9 protein-coding genes are annotated in these 17,759 nt (G+C 33.8%); 2 read left to right on the plus strand and 7 right to left on the minus strand.

Annotated elements, in window-relative coordinates; translation table 11 throughout:
• Positions 1 to 131: 131 nt before the first annotated feature.
• The 4 genes from ABZP37_RS13135 to ccsA form a co-directional block, all read right to left on the minus strand.
• Positions 132 to 1,070 (minus strand): hypothetical protein, encoded by a 939-nt coding sequence (locus ABZP37_RS13135; protein ID WP_366183583.1) that lies wholly within the window; start codon positions 1,068 to 1,070, stop codon positions 132 to 134.
• Between the two features lie 28 nt (positions 1,071 to 1,098).
• A complete protein-coding gene (locus ABZP37_RS13140) occupies positions 1,099 to 2,910 on the minus strand; it encodes a RagB/SusD family nutrient uptake outer membrane protein (RefSeq protein WP_366183584.1) in 1,812 nt (603 codons plus the stop codon).
• Between the two features lie 47 nt (positions 2,911 to 2,957).
• Positions 2,958 to 6,101 carry a TonB-dependent receptor gene (locus ABZP37_RS13145; RefSeq protein WP_366183585.1) on the minus strand — a complete coding sequence of 1,048 codons (3,144 nt, stop codon included), beginning with the start codon at positions 6,099 to 6,101 and terminating at the stop codon, positions 2,958 to 2,960.
• Between the two features lie 364 nt (positions 6,102 to 6,465).
• The gene (gene ccsA, locus ABZP37_RS13150; RefSeq protein WP_366183586.1) at positions 6,466 to 9,669 is read right to left on the minus strand and encodes a cytochrome c biogenesis protein CcsA; all 3,204 of its coding nucleotides are present in this window, start codon (positions 9,667 to 9,669) and stop codon (positions 6,466 to 6,468) included.
• Positions 9,670 to 10,068: 399 nt separating this feature from the next.
• Here ccsA and ABZP37_RS13155 point away from each other — a divergent pair, with 399 nt between their 5' ends.
• Positions 10,069 to 11,136 carry a DUF3667 domain-containing protein gene (locus ABZP37_RS13155; RefSeq protein WP_366183587.1) on the plus strand — a complete coding sequence of 356 codons (1,068 nt, stop codon included), beginning with the start codon at positions 10,069 to 10,071 and terminating at the stop codon, positions 11,134 to 11,136.
• Between the two features lie 644 nt (positions 11,137 to 11,780).
• Positions 11,781 to 14,768: a PAS domain S-box protein gene (locus tag ABZP37_RS13160; RefSeq protein ID WP_366183588.1), complete on the plus strand. Its 2,988-nt coding sequence runs from the start codon at positions 11,781 to 11,783 to the stop codon at positions 14,766 to 14,768.
• Positions 14,769 to 15,061: 293 nt separating this feature from the next.
• On the opposite strand, the gene ABZP37_RS13165 is transcribed toward ABZP37_RS13160, so the two are convergent.
• The 3 genes from ABZP37_RS13165 to ABZP37_RS13175 all read right to left on the minus strand — a co-directional run bounded on the left by ABZP37_RS13165 (position 15,062) and on the right by ABZP37_RS13175 (position 17,577).
• Positions 15,062 to 15,625 carry a hypothetical protein gene (locus ABZP37_RS13165; RefSeq protein ID WP_366183589.1) on the minus strand — a complete coding sequence of 188 codons (564 nt, stop codon included), beginning with the start codon at positions 15,623 to 15,625 and terminating at the stop codon, positions 15,062 to 15,064.
• 52 nt (positions 15,626 to 15,677) lie between these two features.
• On the minus strand, positions 15,678 to 15,827 hold the full coding sequence (locus ABZP37_RS13170) for a hypothetical protein (protein WP_366183590.1): 150 nt from the start codon (positions 15,825 to 15,827) through the stop codon (positions 15,678 to 15,680).
• Between the two features lie 466 nt (positions 15,828 to 16,293).
• Entirely contained in the window at positions 16,294 to 17,577 is a 1,284-nt protein-coding gene (locus ABZP37_RS13175; protein WP_366183591.1) for a DEAD/DEAH box helicase, read from the minus strand.
• Between the last annotated feature and the right edge of the window lie 182 nt (positions 17,578 to 17,759).

The following is a 17,759-nucleotide window of genomic DNA, read 5'->3' on the forward strand; positions in this document are numbered from 1 at the left end:
TTAAATTACTTCATTAATTTTAGCCATTTAAATAAAAGTGCTATTTAAGTAAAAAAAAGAGACTGCCCAAAAATCACTTTTCGAGCAGTCTCTTTTGAAACATATATTTGTATAAACAAACTATTATACCCTTACGGAACTACTCTAAATGTTGCTGGTATATTATAGATATCAGTATCATTCGGTAAGGCACCTGCAGCTGTTGAAGCTCTACTTGCAGTAAATGTACCTTTAAAATCTCCTACAGTATTAAAAATCAGCAAACCATTGTTGTTATTAGGAATTGCTGCAGTATTATTTAAAGTTAATGTAGCAGCTCCTATTTTCCATGTACGTGTAGTTGGATCACCTTTTTCTGTTAGATCAATAAATTGGAGTCTTGTTCCTTTTTTGATTGTAATTACATCTGTTGCATTTTGATGAGAAACCGTAGTTGTTACTCCTGCAACCGTTTGGGTTACTTGCATTTTTGCCACAATAGTATCCACTACTTTTACATTGAACGTATAGTCGATAACCCATTTGTCACCAACTTTTACTGCTGGTAAAACGGCGTCCATTCTTGGAACAGCAACAACAGCAGGAGCAGCAGCTACAGCAGGAACTGCAGGGGCATCACCTGTAGCAGGAACTGCAGCTTTGGCAACCACTGCAGCTTTGGCAGCAATTGCAAAAGTTTTATATCTGTACGCTACGTAGTCGTTGAACGTATTGTATAATCTCACTTTCTGGAAACCCTCATTTTTAAAATACACATGTATTGTTTTATCGGTAGTTTCTACAGCTCCTGGATAAATGATATAACTATCAAATTTTGTTTCCTTTAATGCGATTGGACCTTTCAAAAAAGAATTACCTTCTTCAATTGTCCAGGTATGATCCAAAGTACCAACTGACGCATCTGTAAATGAAGCGAATTGTCCTTTGGCAACAACAAAATTTTCTTGTTGAAAAGCACTAGTGTACCATCCCACATCAGAAAAAGCAGGTGGCGCCTCGTATGTATTATCGGTGCAGCTTGTAAATATACCAGCTATCATCAAAAGGATTATTATAACTTTATTTTTCATAATCTATTATTTTAATTATTTAAAAAAATTAATTTGTGAACGAATTATTAGAGGTTAGTTCACTACTAGGTATATCCCAATACGAATGCTTAGTTGGATCAAAGTTTGTCGCAGTGTTTCCAAATTCGTTAAAAGTAATATTAGGTTTTACTAGAACCGTACCGTTTACAGGAGTAGGAACAGGATCATCATTATCACTTAATAAAGCACCAAATCTTGTTATAGCTTTACCAGTAACTAAACTTACAGGGATTAAATGATCTGTCACATAATATCTTCTTGTTGCCAATTCCTGGAAACGAGCTTTTGCAATTCCCCATCTTCTCATGTCAATTGTTCTGATAGCATGACCTTCGATCGCTAATTCTAATGGACGTTCTGTAAACATTAAATGATTCATTAATGTAGCAGCTGTATAGGTACTATTATCGTGGTCATTGGAAGGAAATTCACCAGATCCATCAGGACCCAATAATTGTACCGCCGAACGATGTCTCACTTTATTTACATATAACAAAGCCTCTGATAAACCTGCCTCTTTTGTACCACCTTCTATCATTGCTTCAGCATACATCAAATAAACATCAGCTAATCGAATAACGCGGAAATTTATTCCAGAACGGTAAAATGTTGAGGCAACATTTTTTTCATTACTCACAATATCCCAGTTCGTGTATTTTCTAAAATACCCTGGTTCAGATCCGTTAAAAAGTGTTCCTTCTCCAGCATTTGGAGTTAAATAATACGGTGTAAAATCATCATCTGCTAAAGCTAAAGACTGAGAAGCTCTTAAACTATATTTTCTTGCTTTTACAGTGACTCCATCAGATGACAATGCCATATTTCTAGGATCTTTAGTGTCAGGCTTGTCTTTTTTATACGCCATAGTTAACCATGATGACGGCAATACTGTTCTAAAACCTCCTAGATTTCCGGGAGCCATTGCGCTACCTAGTGTATTAGATACTTGCTGTAGATCATTGGCACTAATTCCATTTTTAAAATCAGTAGAATAATTAATTTCTAAAATAGATTCAGAATTATGTTCGTCCCTAGTTGTAAAATTGCTGCCAATATCTGCTGCCAAAGAATAACTAGTATTATTAATTATCTCCTTGAAAAGCGAGGCTGCCATAATATAATTTTTTTCAAACAAATAACTTTGCCCCATCAAAGCGGTAACTGCAGTACTTGTAATTCTACCTTTCTCGGCTGTAGCTCTTGTAGCTGGTAAGTTCGTTTTTGCATATAGCAAATCATCAAGGTAAAACTTTTGAATAGTTGCGGCTGGGCTTAATGGCTTGTGAAAATCGTTTGTATCTGATGGGTCATGTTCAAATAACATCACAGAGCCATTGTTAAAAGAAGAGTACAAATAAAAATAAAACATCCCTCTCAAAGCTCGAGCTTCTGCATAATAAGCTTTTACTCGAGCAATATCTGTCACACTAGTCAGTGTAGGCAAAATTCGATCATAGGCGTCAATTACTTGATTGGCTCTAAAGATTCCGCGATACAAAGCCCCCCATTTATTATTTGGAGCAGAAGCCGAGTTATTAAAAATTTGCAAATAGTAGACATCGCCAGTATTTGGTTTCCCAAAACCTGGAAAAGCCAAATCGCTCCTTTTAGTTTCTTCACTAAGAAGCATGATGTCTTGGCTTTTTAAAGCATTATACACCGAAGTTGTTCCTATTAACAAATCATCTGCTGTTTTCCAAAAAGCAGCTACATTAGTTTGGTTCGGATTTGTTTGCTCCAAAAAACTATCGCTGCAGCCAGTGAACACTGTTGCAATTGCAACAACCACTACTATTTTATTATAAATTGTTTTTTTCATTACTTTAAAGTTTAAATATTAAACTAACCTTTTGTTTGATGTATTACTTAAAATTCTAATTGAACCCCTCCTCTTAATTGAGAAGTAATAGGGTAATTACCACGATCAATTCCTTTAGTACTTAGTCCGTTGTTTCCAACTTCAGGATCAAATCCAGTGTACTTTGTCAAGGTAATGATGTTTTGCGCTGCCAAATAGAAACGTAATTTTGAAATGGTTAGTTTAGACAATGCTTTTTTGGGAACTGAATATCCAATAGCAATATTTTTTAGTCTTGCAAATGTCCCATCCTCTAACCAATAATCGGTGTATCCTCTGTAGCTAAGGTAATCTCTCCCTCTATCTGCAGGTATGTTTGAATCAGGATTTTGTGGAGTCCAAGCGTAAACTAGATCACGGTGAGAACCGTATTTGTAACCAGCCGCTTTACTACCATTAATTACTTCGGCTCCAAAAGAAGCGTACCATTGCATAGAAAAATCAAAGTTTTTATAATTGGCTCCAAGGTTCCATCCCATTTCAAAATCAGGAGTTCCGCTTCCTGCATATTGGCGATCATTGTTATCAATAATACCATCTCCTTTATCTAGTATTCCATCACCATTTGAATCAATAGTCAAAGCATCGACAAATTTTAGATCACCTAGTTTTGCTCCCAATGTTGGAAATTGTGCATTATATTCGGATAATTCAATTGGGTCATTAATAACGCCATCTGTTTTTAAAAGATAAAACGAACCTGCTTCATGTCCCAAAGCTAATGCTGAAACGACATCTTCATTTGGAACCCCAGTCACAACGGTACTAAAAGCTAAATAGGATATTTTAGTATTTCCGTTTAATCTTGTGATTTGATTCTTATTCTGAGAAAAAGTCATTGCAGAATTCCAATTGAATTTCCCTTTATTTGCCGATTTATAATTTACAGCATATTCAACTCCTAAATTCTCCATGTCTCCAATATTTTGAATAAATGTTCCATTATTACCATTGGATATAGTACCTGCCGAATTAGGCAAAAGACTTCCTACCAATAAGTTTTTCTTTGTTGTTTTATATAAATCAGCAGTAAGCGTCAATCTGCTTTTTAGAAAAGAAAGGTCATACCCAAAATTAGTTTGGACAGAAGTTTCCCATTTTACATTCAAATTAGCAAAATCTGTTTGTGAAGCGCCACTGAATAAGGTTTGACTTGAACCATTTCCAAATACATAGTCTTGCTTAAGTGCAATGGTATTGGAATAACTATAATCTGGTAAACCTTGATTTCCGGTTGTACCATGACTCAGCCTAAGTTTAAAGCTATTGGCAACTCCTTTATAAGGTTTCCAGAAATCCTCGTCTGAAACATTCCAACCCATAGAGATCGATGGGAATATTTCGAATCTATTATCCGCAGAAAATCGAGAAGAACCATCTCTTCTTGCACTCAAACTCAATAAATATTTTCCTTTATAATTGTATTGAAATCTAGCTAACGTACCTGTAAGTGTATTTACTCTATCAGGCCCAGAAACTGCGATAGCTTCATCTGCAAGTGTACCGTTAAGTGTCGTATTGTTATTCTCAAAAATATCATACTTTTCAACAGAAAACGCAGTGAATTTATATTGTTCTGCTGAATAAACCCCCAATAAATTTATATTATGATCACCAAAAGATTTTTTGTAGCTAACAATATTCTCAATCGAATAGTTACTTGCAGCACTATCATAATTATAAACGGAAGTTCTAATTTGGGATGGAATTGCAGCACCCGTAAGATCATATGCCTTAAAGGATGGATTAATTCTTATTCTATTGTTATTAGTATAACCAATACCTGATCTAGAAGTGAATTTTAAATTTTTTGTTAGATCAAAATCAATAGTTAAGTTTCCTGTAAAGTTGTTCCCTTTGTTATTATCTTCTCTTTTGATAAGTGCATTAAGAATAGATGTTCCCACAGCATCATTATTGGTTCCGTTTGCAGAAACTTCATCAATAACTGGTTTTGCAGGATCTACATCTGGTTGATAAGGGAAATAGTTGTAAATCCTTGTCAACATGTCACCCGATAGATACTGTTTATTTTCAATTCTTGCTCCAAAACCAGTTGTAACAGTCCATTTTCCACTTTTTAACTGGGAATTTGCACGTATATTAAATCGATCATATCCTGAATTAATTACAGAACCTTCTTGATTGAAATAAGTCCCCACTACGCTATACGTAGCACCTTGTCCTCCACCAGAAACAGATAAAGAGTGGTTTTGAATTGGAGCATTTTGCACTAAAAGTCTATTTGACAAATCGGTATTGTTGGTAAATTGTGATTTGTTATTCTCAAAAGTGGTAAACGAATTATTGTAAAAAGTACCATTAAGAGTTTGTAACCTATTAAAACGGATATAGATATCTTCTTCAAAATTTGCTTTAGGCATTTCAGAGTAGATGTCTTGTACACCATAATAACTATCCAATTTAATTTTCATTTTACCTTCTTTCCCTTTTTTGGTGGTAATCAAGATAACTCCACCGGCACCACGAGTACCATAGATTGCAGACGAGGCAGCATCTTTTAATACATCAATAGTTTCGATTTCATTATTACTAATGTTAGGATTACCATCTTGAGGGATACCATCTACTACATACAATGGCCCATTGTACCCAAGAATAGAAGAAAGTCCACGAATCGAAATATTTGATTCTGAACCAGGTTCTCCAGAGCTAGCGATTACGTTCACCCCCGAAATTTGACCTTGCAAGGCTTGCCCTAAATCTGAAGTGGAGTTTTGAATTAAGTTTTCTCCTTTAAGTTGCGCCACAGATCCTGTTACTTCCTTTTTCTTTTGTGTTCCATAACCTACCACTACAACTTCGTCTAGAGACGATGCTATTGCTTTTAAAGTAACATTCAAAACTAATTTATTGACCTTGAATTCTTGACTTACAAAACCAATATATGAAAACACTAGGACATCAGTTTCTTTAGCCTTGATTTTATAATTACCATCAAGATCAGTAACAGTACCTACCTTGGTCCCTTTGATAAGAATACCTGCCCCTGGCAGTACGTCCCCATCACCCTTTACTACTCCAGTTACATTCACAGCGTTTTGTGCTTGTACCCCTCCTACGCTAATTATCAGTAAAATTGCTAATAATTTGCTCTTGAGTTTCCATTTAAAAAATAATCCTAATCGCATACATGGTTAATTAAAAGTTAAATAACGAAAGTATTGAATATGTCATAACACAAATCAAACAGATGGTTAAAATACTGTAACATATGAGCTAAATTTTTAAAAATTTGATAACTAAAAACGGAAAAACAACACCTACAAAAGCAACTGACTAGATTTTTTAACATATTTTTGTAGTCTTTAAGAGTATGTAACCTCTTAAATATCAGCAATCCCAACTAGACAACAAAAAAAAAAGAATTTTTGTCTAGTTCTACCAAAGGCGACACCCCTCTTATTGATGATCTTCTAATCTGTCATTTTATAAAATAAAAAAGCCAATAGAAATCAAATTCCTATTGGCTCATTTTGGTTATTATTACAACAACTATTTCTTATAATACTTTCTATATTTTGGATAAGTAATCGCTCCAATTACCGAAATCCCGCCTAACATATAGTAAATCCAATCTAGTGATTTGGCTTCACCACTTGCGTAAGAGTGTAATCCTACCAAGTGAAAGTTCACCCCATAATACGTAAACAAAATGGAAACAAAAGCAAACATACTCATCAGGTTAAAGATCCATTTCCCTCTTAGTGACGGAACAAATCGAGCGTGAATCACAAAGGCATACACCATAATACTAATTAAAGCCCAAGTTTCCTTTGGATCCCATCCCCAGTAGCGTCCCCAGCTTTCATTGGCCCATTGTCCTCCAAGGAAGTTTCCTATGGTTAACATTATCAATCCAATTGTCAAGGCCAACTCATTTATATAGGTAATCTCTTGAATATTCAAATCCATTTTGGTTTTGTTCTTTTCGTTGGTAAAAAAGATTAGCAATAACGAAACAAAACCTAAAATCATTCCTAAGGCAAACGGCCCGTAACTCGCCACAATCACTGCTACGTGAATCATCAACCAATACGAATTCAATACCGGCTGTAAATTGGCAATTTCTGGGTCAATCCAGTTCATGTAAGCTGCCATCAAAATCATTGCAGAAACAAAAGCAGATGAAGCTACGGTTAATTTTGATTTAATATCAAAAGCCAAACCAAAGAACATCGTTGCCCAGGCAATATAAATAATCGATTCGTACGCATTACTCCAAGGCGCATGTCCTGAAATGTACCAACGTGCGATCAATCCCAAAGTGTGTAATCCAAACAACAAACCTATAATAACGTGCATCGTGTTCACCGCTATATTCAAAATCTTACGCTCTTTGAAAATTTGTATGATAGTAAAAAACAACATTAAAATAGATGCGTAGATATACCAATAAGAAAGGTTTTGAAACACATCGTATTTGTTATATAAAATCTCAGCAGTTACTTTATCTTCAGACGGCATTACTTTAGTTCCAAATTTACGTTGAAAACCATGTAAGCTTTCCAATAATTCATCGGCATTTTTATAGTCGCTAGATATTGAAGCATTGTTTAAAGAACCAAAATACAAAGGCAAAATACTCTTTGTATAAGTAGAATCCATCCCCTTTAATCCTGCGTGTTCTGTCTCCAAATACGAAATCCATTTATTGTTGGCATCACTAGGTATTGGGAAAATTTTCATAATAGAACCACTCAAAGCCGATTCCATCAAGTTCACTTTTTTATCTGTTTCTACAAAATCCTTTTGGAACTGATTTGGGTTTGCCGTTTTATAAGCATCATCTAGATAAGGCGATAATTTGTAATTCCCTTTTTCATCAAAAAAGGCAATAAAAGGTGCATATTTTGCTTTTGCATCAATTCCAATTATTTTTCGAATACTATCATTTCCTGATTTTATATAAATAATAGGTACTTCTATCCATAGTTTAGCATATTGCGACATTGACAAAAATACTTGATCAGAATTCAATCCCTTATAATCATTTGCATGACTAACTTTTCGCAACAACTCCGATGCAAAAGTATTAATTGGTTTCATTCTTCCACCGGCATCTTGCACGACCAAACGACCAAATTTAGCCGCATGTTCAGGAGATACTTTGAACCTCGTAATCAACGAATCCAATTCTTTTTCCGTTGGTCTTCTTTGTACATGAGCACTGCTCGAGCTTTGTGTTTGCTCTTGTGCATGATCATGGTCGTGCCCATCCTCGTGGTCATGATCATGCGTTTGTGCAAAGCCATTAAAACTCAATACCAATACAAGAATCGTAATTAATTTTGCTTTTTTCTCTTTCACCACTTCCAGTTTGCGTTTGATATCAGCAAAACGAGAATGTTTGGTAAACATAATTGCCATCATAGCAAAGAACAACATAAAATACCCAAAATAAGTAATATTCGTTCCCCAAAAGTCGTGGTTTACAGACAATACGGTCCCTTTTTCGTCAGGGTCAAATGACGATTGAAAAAAGCGGTAGCCTCTATAATCCAAAATGTTATTCATAAAAATATGAGCATCAAAAGTTTCCGTATCTTGTACCGTTACCAAACTTTCAAAAGACGAATAACTCTTCTCCGTACCCGGATATTTCTTAGCAATAAAATCGTTTAGTTTTATTTTAAACGGCAATTCATACGCCTTACTACCGTAAAAAATACTGTAATCCTTGTTACCAATTTTTACCGTTTTGGACTCCCCTACTTTCCCTTTTGAGCCAGTAAGCGTTACCATTTTCTCTTGCCCTTCGGCAATTACTTTTACAATCAGCGCATTGTCGCCACCTTTGGCTTTGTAATCTTTTTTTGACTCATAAGCAATCACACCTTTTACAGGCATATCTGGCAATACAAAACGCATTTCGCCTATGCTGTATAACGAGCGCATCATTAACGGCTGCACATTATCTTTGGTCACTTTTCCTTGCAATTTATCTGCCATTCGCATAAAATCACCTTCAAACGGAGTCTGAATCGTAAAGGCCGTACCTGTAGTATTGATGTTGATAGCACCATCGGTCTGCTTGTTCAACGAGAATAAAACGTTGTGAATATTCTGCACCTCGCCCTCTTTCAAGAAATGTTCATGACGCCCACCATCACCGGCTTCGACAATCTTCATATACAAAATACCGTTTTTATCTTCCTTGATATACTCAGTGGCATTCATGATAAAATCTTGGTATTCTACCGCAAAAGGTGTTTCATCAAATTTCCCCGTAAGCGCAAAGTCATTGTTAGTAGCAGGCGAAAGCAACACTGGTTTGTCAAAAACCCTACGTTTCATTTCCCCCTTGTATTCCCCATCTACAAAAACAGTCAAAAAAGTTTTGTCCGAGTAAAACTGGTTTTCGGCAGCGCCTTCCCGTATTGGCATCACCCCTTCAAAACTAATGTAACGTGTCACAAAAGCCCCCATCAGGATAAATACAAAAGCCAAATGCAGCATCAAAGTCGCCCATTTCTCTTTTTTCCACAATTGGTAGCGCTTGATATTTCCGGCGAAATTAATCATAAAGAACACCATAATTCCCTCAAACCACCAAGCATTATATACTAAAATTCGAGCTGTATCCGTATTGTACTTGCTTTCAATAAAAGTTCCCGTAGCCATAGCAATTGCAAAAGTCAAAAAAAGCACCGCCATCAGTCGGGTCGAAAACAAGAAAGAAACTATTTTTTTATCCATTATTTGAGGAATATTATAAATTTTAAAAGTGCAACAAAAGTACTCAAAAATGTTCAGTTTGCCCGACGCTCAGTTGTTAATTTAATCCAAAAATAAGCGTATTTACTTCTTTTTTAGCCCGTTCATTTGGGCGTGCCACCAGTAGAAAAATGGGCTTATTTCACTTTGTCTTTATAAAGCCCCTTTCTCTACTTCCGTCGGGCTTTACGCGCTACTTCGGTAGCCTGCTTCAATCCCTCACGCACAACATCATTAAGATAAGTATTTACACTACTTAAAACCAACAACTTAAGCCTACTTACCCCTAAACTCACAATACTATTTAACATCATTTAATTCGCCATTAGGTCAGTTTAAAACAATATCTTTACAAAAAATAATCCATTCCAATTTACACCTGTGGCAAAAGAATCAGTACGCTTAAATAAAACCTGCCAAAATTGTAATCATTTGGTTGAAGAACGTTTTTGTCCTAATTGTGGACAAGAAAACATTGAAACTCGAGTAAGTTTTCATCATATATTTAAACATTTTCTAGAAGATTTAACTCATTATGATAATACATTTTGGAAAAGCATCTTTTATTTACTTTTAAAACCAGCGTCATTATCTATAGCGTATATTAATGGTAAACGGTTACACTATTTAAATCCTTTTCGTCTTTATATTTTCATCAGCTTTATAACCTTTCTTACTTTATCATTATTTTCAAATGAAATTGGTGTGGAAGCTACGCCTCCTAATGAAAAAAAAGAAGAGAAGACCAATGTTATAACTATTGATTCGTTACATATTAAAGATAAAAGTATTGAAGGACTCACAAAAATTGGTGTGATTAGTCAAGATAATAATGATACCATAAAAAAAATACTTAGTGGCACTGATAAAATTAATACAGAAGGAATTGTAAATTTGGGGTTTAAAAAAATTGACAAACTAGATTCTTTTAAAACAACAAGTTCTAATACATTAGAGGAAAACAGATCTGAAAACTGGCTTCTAAACAAATGGCAAACTATAAGCAAAGAGCATACAGAAGACGCAAATATTAATGATTTCTCAAAATCTTTTAATATTAATTTTCAAAAGATTTTGTTTTTATACATGCCTGTTTTTGCATTTATTTTATGGCTTTTTCATGATAAAAAAAGGTGGTTTTATTTTGACCATGGTATTTTTACACTTCATTATTTTTCATTTTTACTTTTAATGTCATTACTCATTTTTGGTTTAAATAAGTTAGAATATTTGGCAAATATATCACCCCTTTTGGGTTGGATTCAATTTAGTTTAAAAACATTAGGATATTTATATATGCTCTATTATTTTTTTCCAGCACACCGACTTTTCTACGGCGATAAATTTTTCCTTTCGTTTTTTAAAAGTTCTATTGTTTTTATAATAAACATAGTGGTTTTTGGTCTAATTATGGTGGCCTTTAGCTTGTACACTTATCTAAATTTATAAAATACAAAACCTGATAGTGGCGATTTACAATCCATGTCCACAACATTGTACCATAATCTAAACCAAATAAAGTACCGCTAACACTTTTGTGTTTTTTATATTTTTAAGAAACTCTCATTTTACTCATTGTCAACCTTTACAGGCACAGAAAGTTCTTAGGAACACATTCCCTGCAATTAAGACTTTTATTATTGGTAATTATTTCTCCTTTCTTAAAAGCAAACGAATTTTCTTTGGAAAGGGTCTCTAATACTCAAATTGTAAATTCACAGATAAAAGGTGAAGAATTTAAGAAATTTATACTACACAATTTAATAACGAAACTGTTATTAAATTGTGTAGTATAGCAAAAATTCACATAACTTACAATATGAAGTTACGGAATACAACAAACTTCAAAAAAAATCATCCTAAGCAAAGAAAAGAGAATCCAGTCCTACTCAAAATGAATCTTTAAAAATGTTCCGCATAACGCAGTTAATCAATATATAAAGCTTTGGTGGAATTACCGTTTTAATTCGTATTTTTGTTCAACAGAAAATACTCGGTTTCTACCGCATATAAATCATGTAGCCGCCAAACGGTATAGCTAATACTAAGAGAACAGCAACGTATACGATTTCATCCTTTAAAACAATATTATTATGGACATTGAGGATAAAACCAATGACGAACTCAGAACCAAGTTAAATAAATTACTTCAAGAAAAAAATTCCTTATGGGGTCAAATAGAAAAACTTGCAGCAGGGTTAGTCATTGCAAATGAAAAACTTTCTATTCAAAATAAAGAAAAAGAAAAACGTGCAGCTGAATTAATCATTGCTAACAAAGAACTTCTCTTTCAAAATGGAGAAAAAGAAAAACGTGCTGCTGAATTAGTTATTGCTAACAAAGAACTTGCTTTTCAAAATGAAGAAAAAGAAAAACGTGCTGCTGAATTAATCATTGCCAACAAAGAACTCCTCTTTCAAAATGAAGAAAAAGAAAATCGTGCAGCTGAATTAGTGGTTGCCAATAAGGAACTTGATTTTCAACACAAACAAAAAGAAAAACGTGCAGCTGAATTAATTGTTGCCAACAAAGAACTTGCTTTTCAAAATAAACAAAAAGAAAATCGTGCTGCTGAATTAATCATTGCCAACAAAGAACTTGCTTTTCAAAATGAAGAAAAAGAAAAACGTGCAGCTGAATTAATTGTTGCTAACAAAGAACTTCTCTTTCAAAATGTAGAAAAAGAAAAACGTGCAGCTGAATTAATTGTTGCCAACAAAGAACTTCTCTTTCAAAATGGAGAAAAAGAAAAACGTGCAGCTGAATTAGTGGTTGCGAATAAGGAACTTGCTTATCAAAACAAACAAAAAGAAAAACGTGCTGCTGAATTAGTGGTTGCCAATAAGGAACTTGCTTTTCAAAATAAACAAAAAGAAAATCGTGCTGCTGAATTAGTGGTTGCTAATAAAGAACTTGCTTTTCAAAATAAACAAAAAGAAAATCGTGCTGCTGAATTAGTGGTTGCTAATAAAGAACTTGCTTTTCAAAATAAACAAAAAGAAAATCGTGCTGCTGAATTAGTGGTTGCCAATAAGGAACTTGCTTATCAAAATAAACAAAAAGAAAAACGTGCAGCTGAATTAATCATTGCCAATAATGAACTTCAATTTCAAAGTGAAGAAAAGGTAAAGCGTGCTGCTGAATTAATTGTATCGAAAGAAAAGGCGGAACTTTATCTGGACATGGCCGGAAGTGCTTTTGTATCTCTGGATCAAAAAGGGAATATCCTTTTAGTAAATCAGAAGTGTTTGGAAATCCTAGAGTATGATAGAAGTGAAGATTTGAAAGGTAAAAACTGGTTTGAAACCTGTATTCCTTCAGAAATTAACAAGGAGGAAAAGCAAGACTATTCCAAAATTATGAAAGGTAAGATGGAATTAGTAGAGTATTACGAAAATGAAGTTATTACAAAATCAGGTAAGCGAAGATTAGTTTACTGGAATAACTCTCTCATCAAAGACGAAGAGGGCCAGATTAAGGAGTTACTTAGCTCAGGAATTGATATCACCAAACGAAAGCAATCGGAAGAAGCATTGATTAAAATTAAAGATGAGTTTCACTTGTTAGCAGAGTCAATGCCTCAAATTGTATGGATTACTCTTCCTGATGGGATGAACATTTACTTTAACCAACAATGGGTGGAATACACAGGTCTAACATTGGAAGAAAGTTACGGCGAAGGGTGGATTAAACCTTTCCATCCTGAAGACCAAGAACACGCATGGAATGCTTGGCAAAATGCGGTTATAAACAATGCTGGATATTCGCTTGAATGTCGTCTGCGTCAAAAGGACGGTGCCTATTTTTGGTGGTTAGTTCGGGCGGTACCTATTTTCGATAAAAAAGGAAATATCATCAAGTGGTTTGGGACCTGTACAGATATACAGAACATCAAAGAAACAGAAATAGAATTATTGAAGGCAAAAGAAAAAGCCGAAGAATCAGACCTATTAAAATCTGCTTTTCTAGCCAATATGAGCCACGAGATACGCACTCCAATGAATGGCATTCTAGGGTTTGCTGAATTATTGAAAGAACCTGGTCTAACAGGTGAAATGCAACAAGTATATATATCAATCATAGAGGAAAGTGGTGCTCGCATGCTCAATGTTATTAATGATATAGTGGACATTTCAAAAATCGAAGCTGGACTAATGGAAGTTAATATACTGGAATCAAATATTAACAAGCAAATCGAATTCATCCATACTTTCTTTAACCCTCAAATTAAAGAAAAAGGATTACATTTTTTAATTAAAAAAACTTTATCTGAAAAAGAGGCCTTTATAAAATCCGACAGTGAAAAAATTTATTCAATACTTACCAACCTTGTTAAAAATGCAATTAAATTTACCGATGAAGGAACAATAGAATTGGGCTATACTTTAAAAACAGAAAACGGGTCTGCTGAACTGGAATTTTACGTGAAGGACATGGGCATTGGTATACCTAAAAATAGACAGGTAGCCATATTTGAGCGTTTTATTCAAGCCGATATATCAGATAAAATGGCACGTCAGGGAACAGGTTTGGGGTTGTCAATTTCAAAAGCCTATGTGGAAATACTTGGAGGGAAAATATGGGTTGAAAGTGAAGAAGGAAAAGGTTCAATATTCTATTTTACTCTTCCGTATCAAACTGAACCAGTTGAAAAAATCGTTCCTGATAGAGATAATTGGTCTGAAAAATTAACTTACGAGGCTAGTACTAGCCTTTCTAGTCTTAAAATATTAGTTGCAGAGGACGATAAAATATCGAGAATGTTGATATCCAAAATAGTAAAAGGAAATAGTAAAGTATTACTAGAAGCAAGTAATGGTATTGAAGCTGTAGCTATTTGCCGTAATAATCCTGACATTGATTTAATATTAATGGATATACAAATGCCTGAATTGAATGGATATGTAGCAACGCAGCAAATCAGACAATTTAACAAAGACGTAATCATAATAGCACAATCAGCTTTTGGACTAGCTGACGATAGAGAAAAATCAATAGTAGCAGGTTGTACTGATTATATTTCAAAACCCATTAACAAAATAGAATTACTTACATTAATACAGAAGTATTTTAATAAATAATGTAATATTTAATCAATTAAAGACCAAAAAACAAAGCAGACAGCTGTAATCGTAGTTATATAAAATTGAGGTGTTTAGGTGAATTCTCCACTAATACTAGCAGGAACTTTTTGCTAGCCTAAGGGAATTAATTTAATTGAAGTTTTAAATTAAATTGCTTTTTTTAACTGTAATAAACAAAAAAACTAAAATTTAAAAAGTGAATATGATTGTAAAAAAGTTTTACATCAAATACTTTTAAAATTTTAGTTTTTTTTTATTGAATAAATAATCATAAAATGATTGAATTCAATTTATTTTCCTAATGGTAAATTATAGCCTATTCCAAGACCTAAAGCACCTACTGAATAATCTTGAGAACCTATGTTACCTTCATTACCTGTAAATACTTTTGTGTATTGTAAAGCGAAATTCCAATTGATATTATGATATCCTACTTCTGGTTTAAAATACAAACCACCTGAAGGTCTTTCTACTGGAGAATTTGAAGCTACATATTTATCACCAGTAATAAATCCATAACCTAAATCAGCACCTAGATAAAAACCGCTCGTTTGTGGATAATATCTAAAAAGAGCCGCTAATGGCACTACTGCAAAATCATTGTTTTTAATCCCACCATTGTCTTTTCCAAAAAATTGATTGTATCCCGTTACTATACCTAGGCCAAAACCTGGTGTAACTAAATGTTGATACCCTAAATCTAAACCTAAATTTGATGAAGCATTTTCTGAAGGTACTGAAATACCTCCATTAACACCTACTTTTAGCATATTTGTATAAGCAGTATCTTGCGCACTTGCCATCATCCCACTTAATAAAAATAAAGCTAAAACTGTCTTTTTTATATTTTTCATAATTTCATGTTTTAATTAATTATTCTCTTTTGTTACTTATTTGATTAATATCCTACCTTACTTTTGAGTTTGCTGAAGTTTCAATTCTTTTGTTTTCTTCAGTAATAGAAAATGTTTTTTGATCTCTAGTGCCTTTTGTATCTAATACAGTACTTCTTATCTTTGGATAGATTCTTCCCACCCTTGAATATTGTATATTCATAATCCTATTTTTTTACGTTATTTTTCTTTTACAAAGATTTAAAAAAAACACAGGATCCGCCTTATACAATTTGCATAAAATATTACATAATTAAATATGAGATTTAATTATGAGAAATTTAATTTATTTATACGAATGAAAATAATGAGCGCCAAAAGGAAAAAAACCTCCTGTTTGTACATAATCTATTGGGCATAAAAATTGTAGAGCAATCGAGAAACTATGAAATATTGGAACTGTTGATGAGGGCTATTTCTGGAAGATACACAAAAAACCATATATCTTATTTAGTATAAAAAACTCAGTGGATCTTTATGTTTTCTCTGAGCAGTACTGTAAAGCAGCAAATTTCTTATGGATTCATTAGCAAATTAGGATTCATAATAAAAAAAAACATAGCAGTAACACCAATATTTTGGTAGTCAACTGCTATGCTTTTATCTTATAGAATTTGCTGTCTGAGCTTTTAACTTCTCCTATCCGTATTGCGTTTTGGAGCTCTAGATCTGTTATCGTTATTAGAATTTTTATTAGTGCTTCCAGATGGTTTTGTGTTATTTCTAGGGGTTCTATTTTGACTCCCTCGACCTATTTTTACGGGTTCTGTTGATTCGTTTGGATCGGGTTCAAAACCTTTAATGATTTCAACTGGAAGTTTTATTTCAATCAACTTTTCAATATCTCTTAAAAAAGTAGTTTCATCAGAACTTACTAGTGATAAAGCTTCCCCACTTGCTCCTGCTCTACCTGTTCTTCCTATTCGATGCACATAATCTTCAGGAATATTTGGAATTTCATAATTAATAACATGTGGTAATAAAGGAATATCCAATCCACGCGCGGCAATATCTGTTGCTACCAAAACACGTAAGCTTCCGTTTTTAAAACCAGCCAATGCTTTTGTTCTAGCTCCTTGACTTTTGTTTCCATGAATTGCGGCACCTGAAATTCCAGCTTTCTCCAATTTTTCGCAAAGATTATTCGCACCATGTTTCGTACGAGTAAAAACTAAAACCTGTTTCCAATTTCCATCAGAAATCAACTTAATCATCAAATCTGTTTTGAGATCTTTTGCAACTCTATATACTTTTTGATCAATAGCGTCGACAGTTGTGTTTTCTGGTGTGGCTTCTACCTGAACTGGGTGTTGTAAAATACCGTGTGCTAATTTTTTAATATCCTTAGAAAATGTTGCCGAAAACATCAAATTTTGACGTTTGGTTGGCATCATCTTTATAACACGTTCAATATCTCTCAAAAAACCCATATCCAGCATTCGGTCTGCTTCGTCTAAAACAAAAATTTCAACACGTTTAAGTGATAATAATCCTTGCTTTTCTAAATCTAATAAACGTCCTGGAGTAGCCACCAAAATATCCACACCTTGGCGAATAGTAGCCGCTTGTGGATTCTGGTTTACACCACCAAAAATAACAGCACTACGTAAATCTAAAAATTCACTATACTCTTTTACGTTAGCATAAACTTGTGCTGCAAGCTCACGAGTAGGTGTTAAAATTAAAGCACGAATAGGCCTGTATTTTTCTTTTGGGTTTTCAGAAAGTAGGTGTAAAACGGGTAACGTAAACCCTGCCGTTTTTCCAGTACCTGTTTGCGCAGATGCTAATACATCTTTGCCTTGTAAAACAGCTGGAATAGCTTTTTGTTGAATTGGTGATGGAGTTGTGTATCCTTTTTTGCTAATAGCTTTTAGCAAGGCTTCAGATAAGCCTAAAGATTTAAATGACATATAATGTGTTTATGAAGTAAACACTATTTATTTAGGTCACTCCTTTACTGTTGGCAAAGGTACATCTAATTTTAGTATTACATTTTAAATAGTTGATTTTGAATAAAAAAATCCGTTAAAGCATATTTACAACACACACTAACTACCTTAATCAGTGTGCTTTATAATTAAATATTTTTTAT

It is taken from the genome of Flavobacterium ovatum (genome assembly GCF_040703125.1).
Lineage (GTDB): Bacteria > Bacteroidota > Bacteroidia > Flavobacteriales > Flavobacteriaceae > Flavobacterium > Flavobacterium ovatum.

Excerpts from the sequence above, each read along its gene's own strand:
- ABZP37_RS13160 (WP_366183588.1), top strand. The coding sequence starts at position 11,781 with ATGGACATTGAGGATAAAACCAATGACGAACTCAGAACCAAGTTAAAT.
- ABZP37_RS13165 (WP_366183589.1), bottom strand. The coding sequence starts at position 15,625 with ATGAAAAATATAAAAAAGACAGTTTTAGCTTTATTTTTATTAAGTGGG.
- ABZP37_RS13145 (WP_366183585.1), bottom strand. The coding sequence starts at position 6,101 with ATGCGATTAGGATTATTTTTTAAATGGAAACTCAAGAGCAAATTATTA.
- ABZP37_RS13170 (WP_366183590.1), bottom strand. The coding sequence starts at position 15,827 with ATGAATATACAATATTCAAGGGTGGGAAGAATCTATCCAAAGATAAGA.
- ABZP37_RS13135 (WP_366183583.1), bottom strand. The coding sequence starts at position 1,070 with ATGAAAAATAAAGTTATAATAATCCTTTTGATGATAGCTGGTATATTT.
- ABZP37_RS13175 (WP_366183591.1), bottom strand. The coding sequence starts at position 17,577 with ATGTCATTTAAATCTTTAGGCTTATCTGAAGCCTTGCTAAAAGCTATT.
- ABZP37_RS13140 (WP_366183584.1), bottom strand. The coding sequence starts at position 2,910 with ATGAAAAAAACAATTTATAATAAAATAGTAGTGGTTGTTGCAATTGCA.
- ccsA (WP_366183586.1), bottom strand. The coding sequence starts at position 9,669 with ATGGATAAAAAAATAGTTTCTTTCTTGTTTTCGACCCGACTGATGGCG.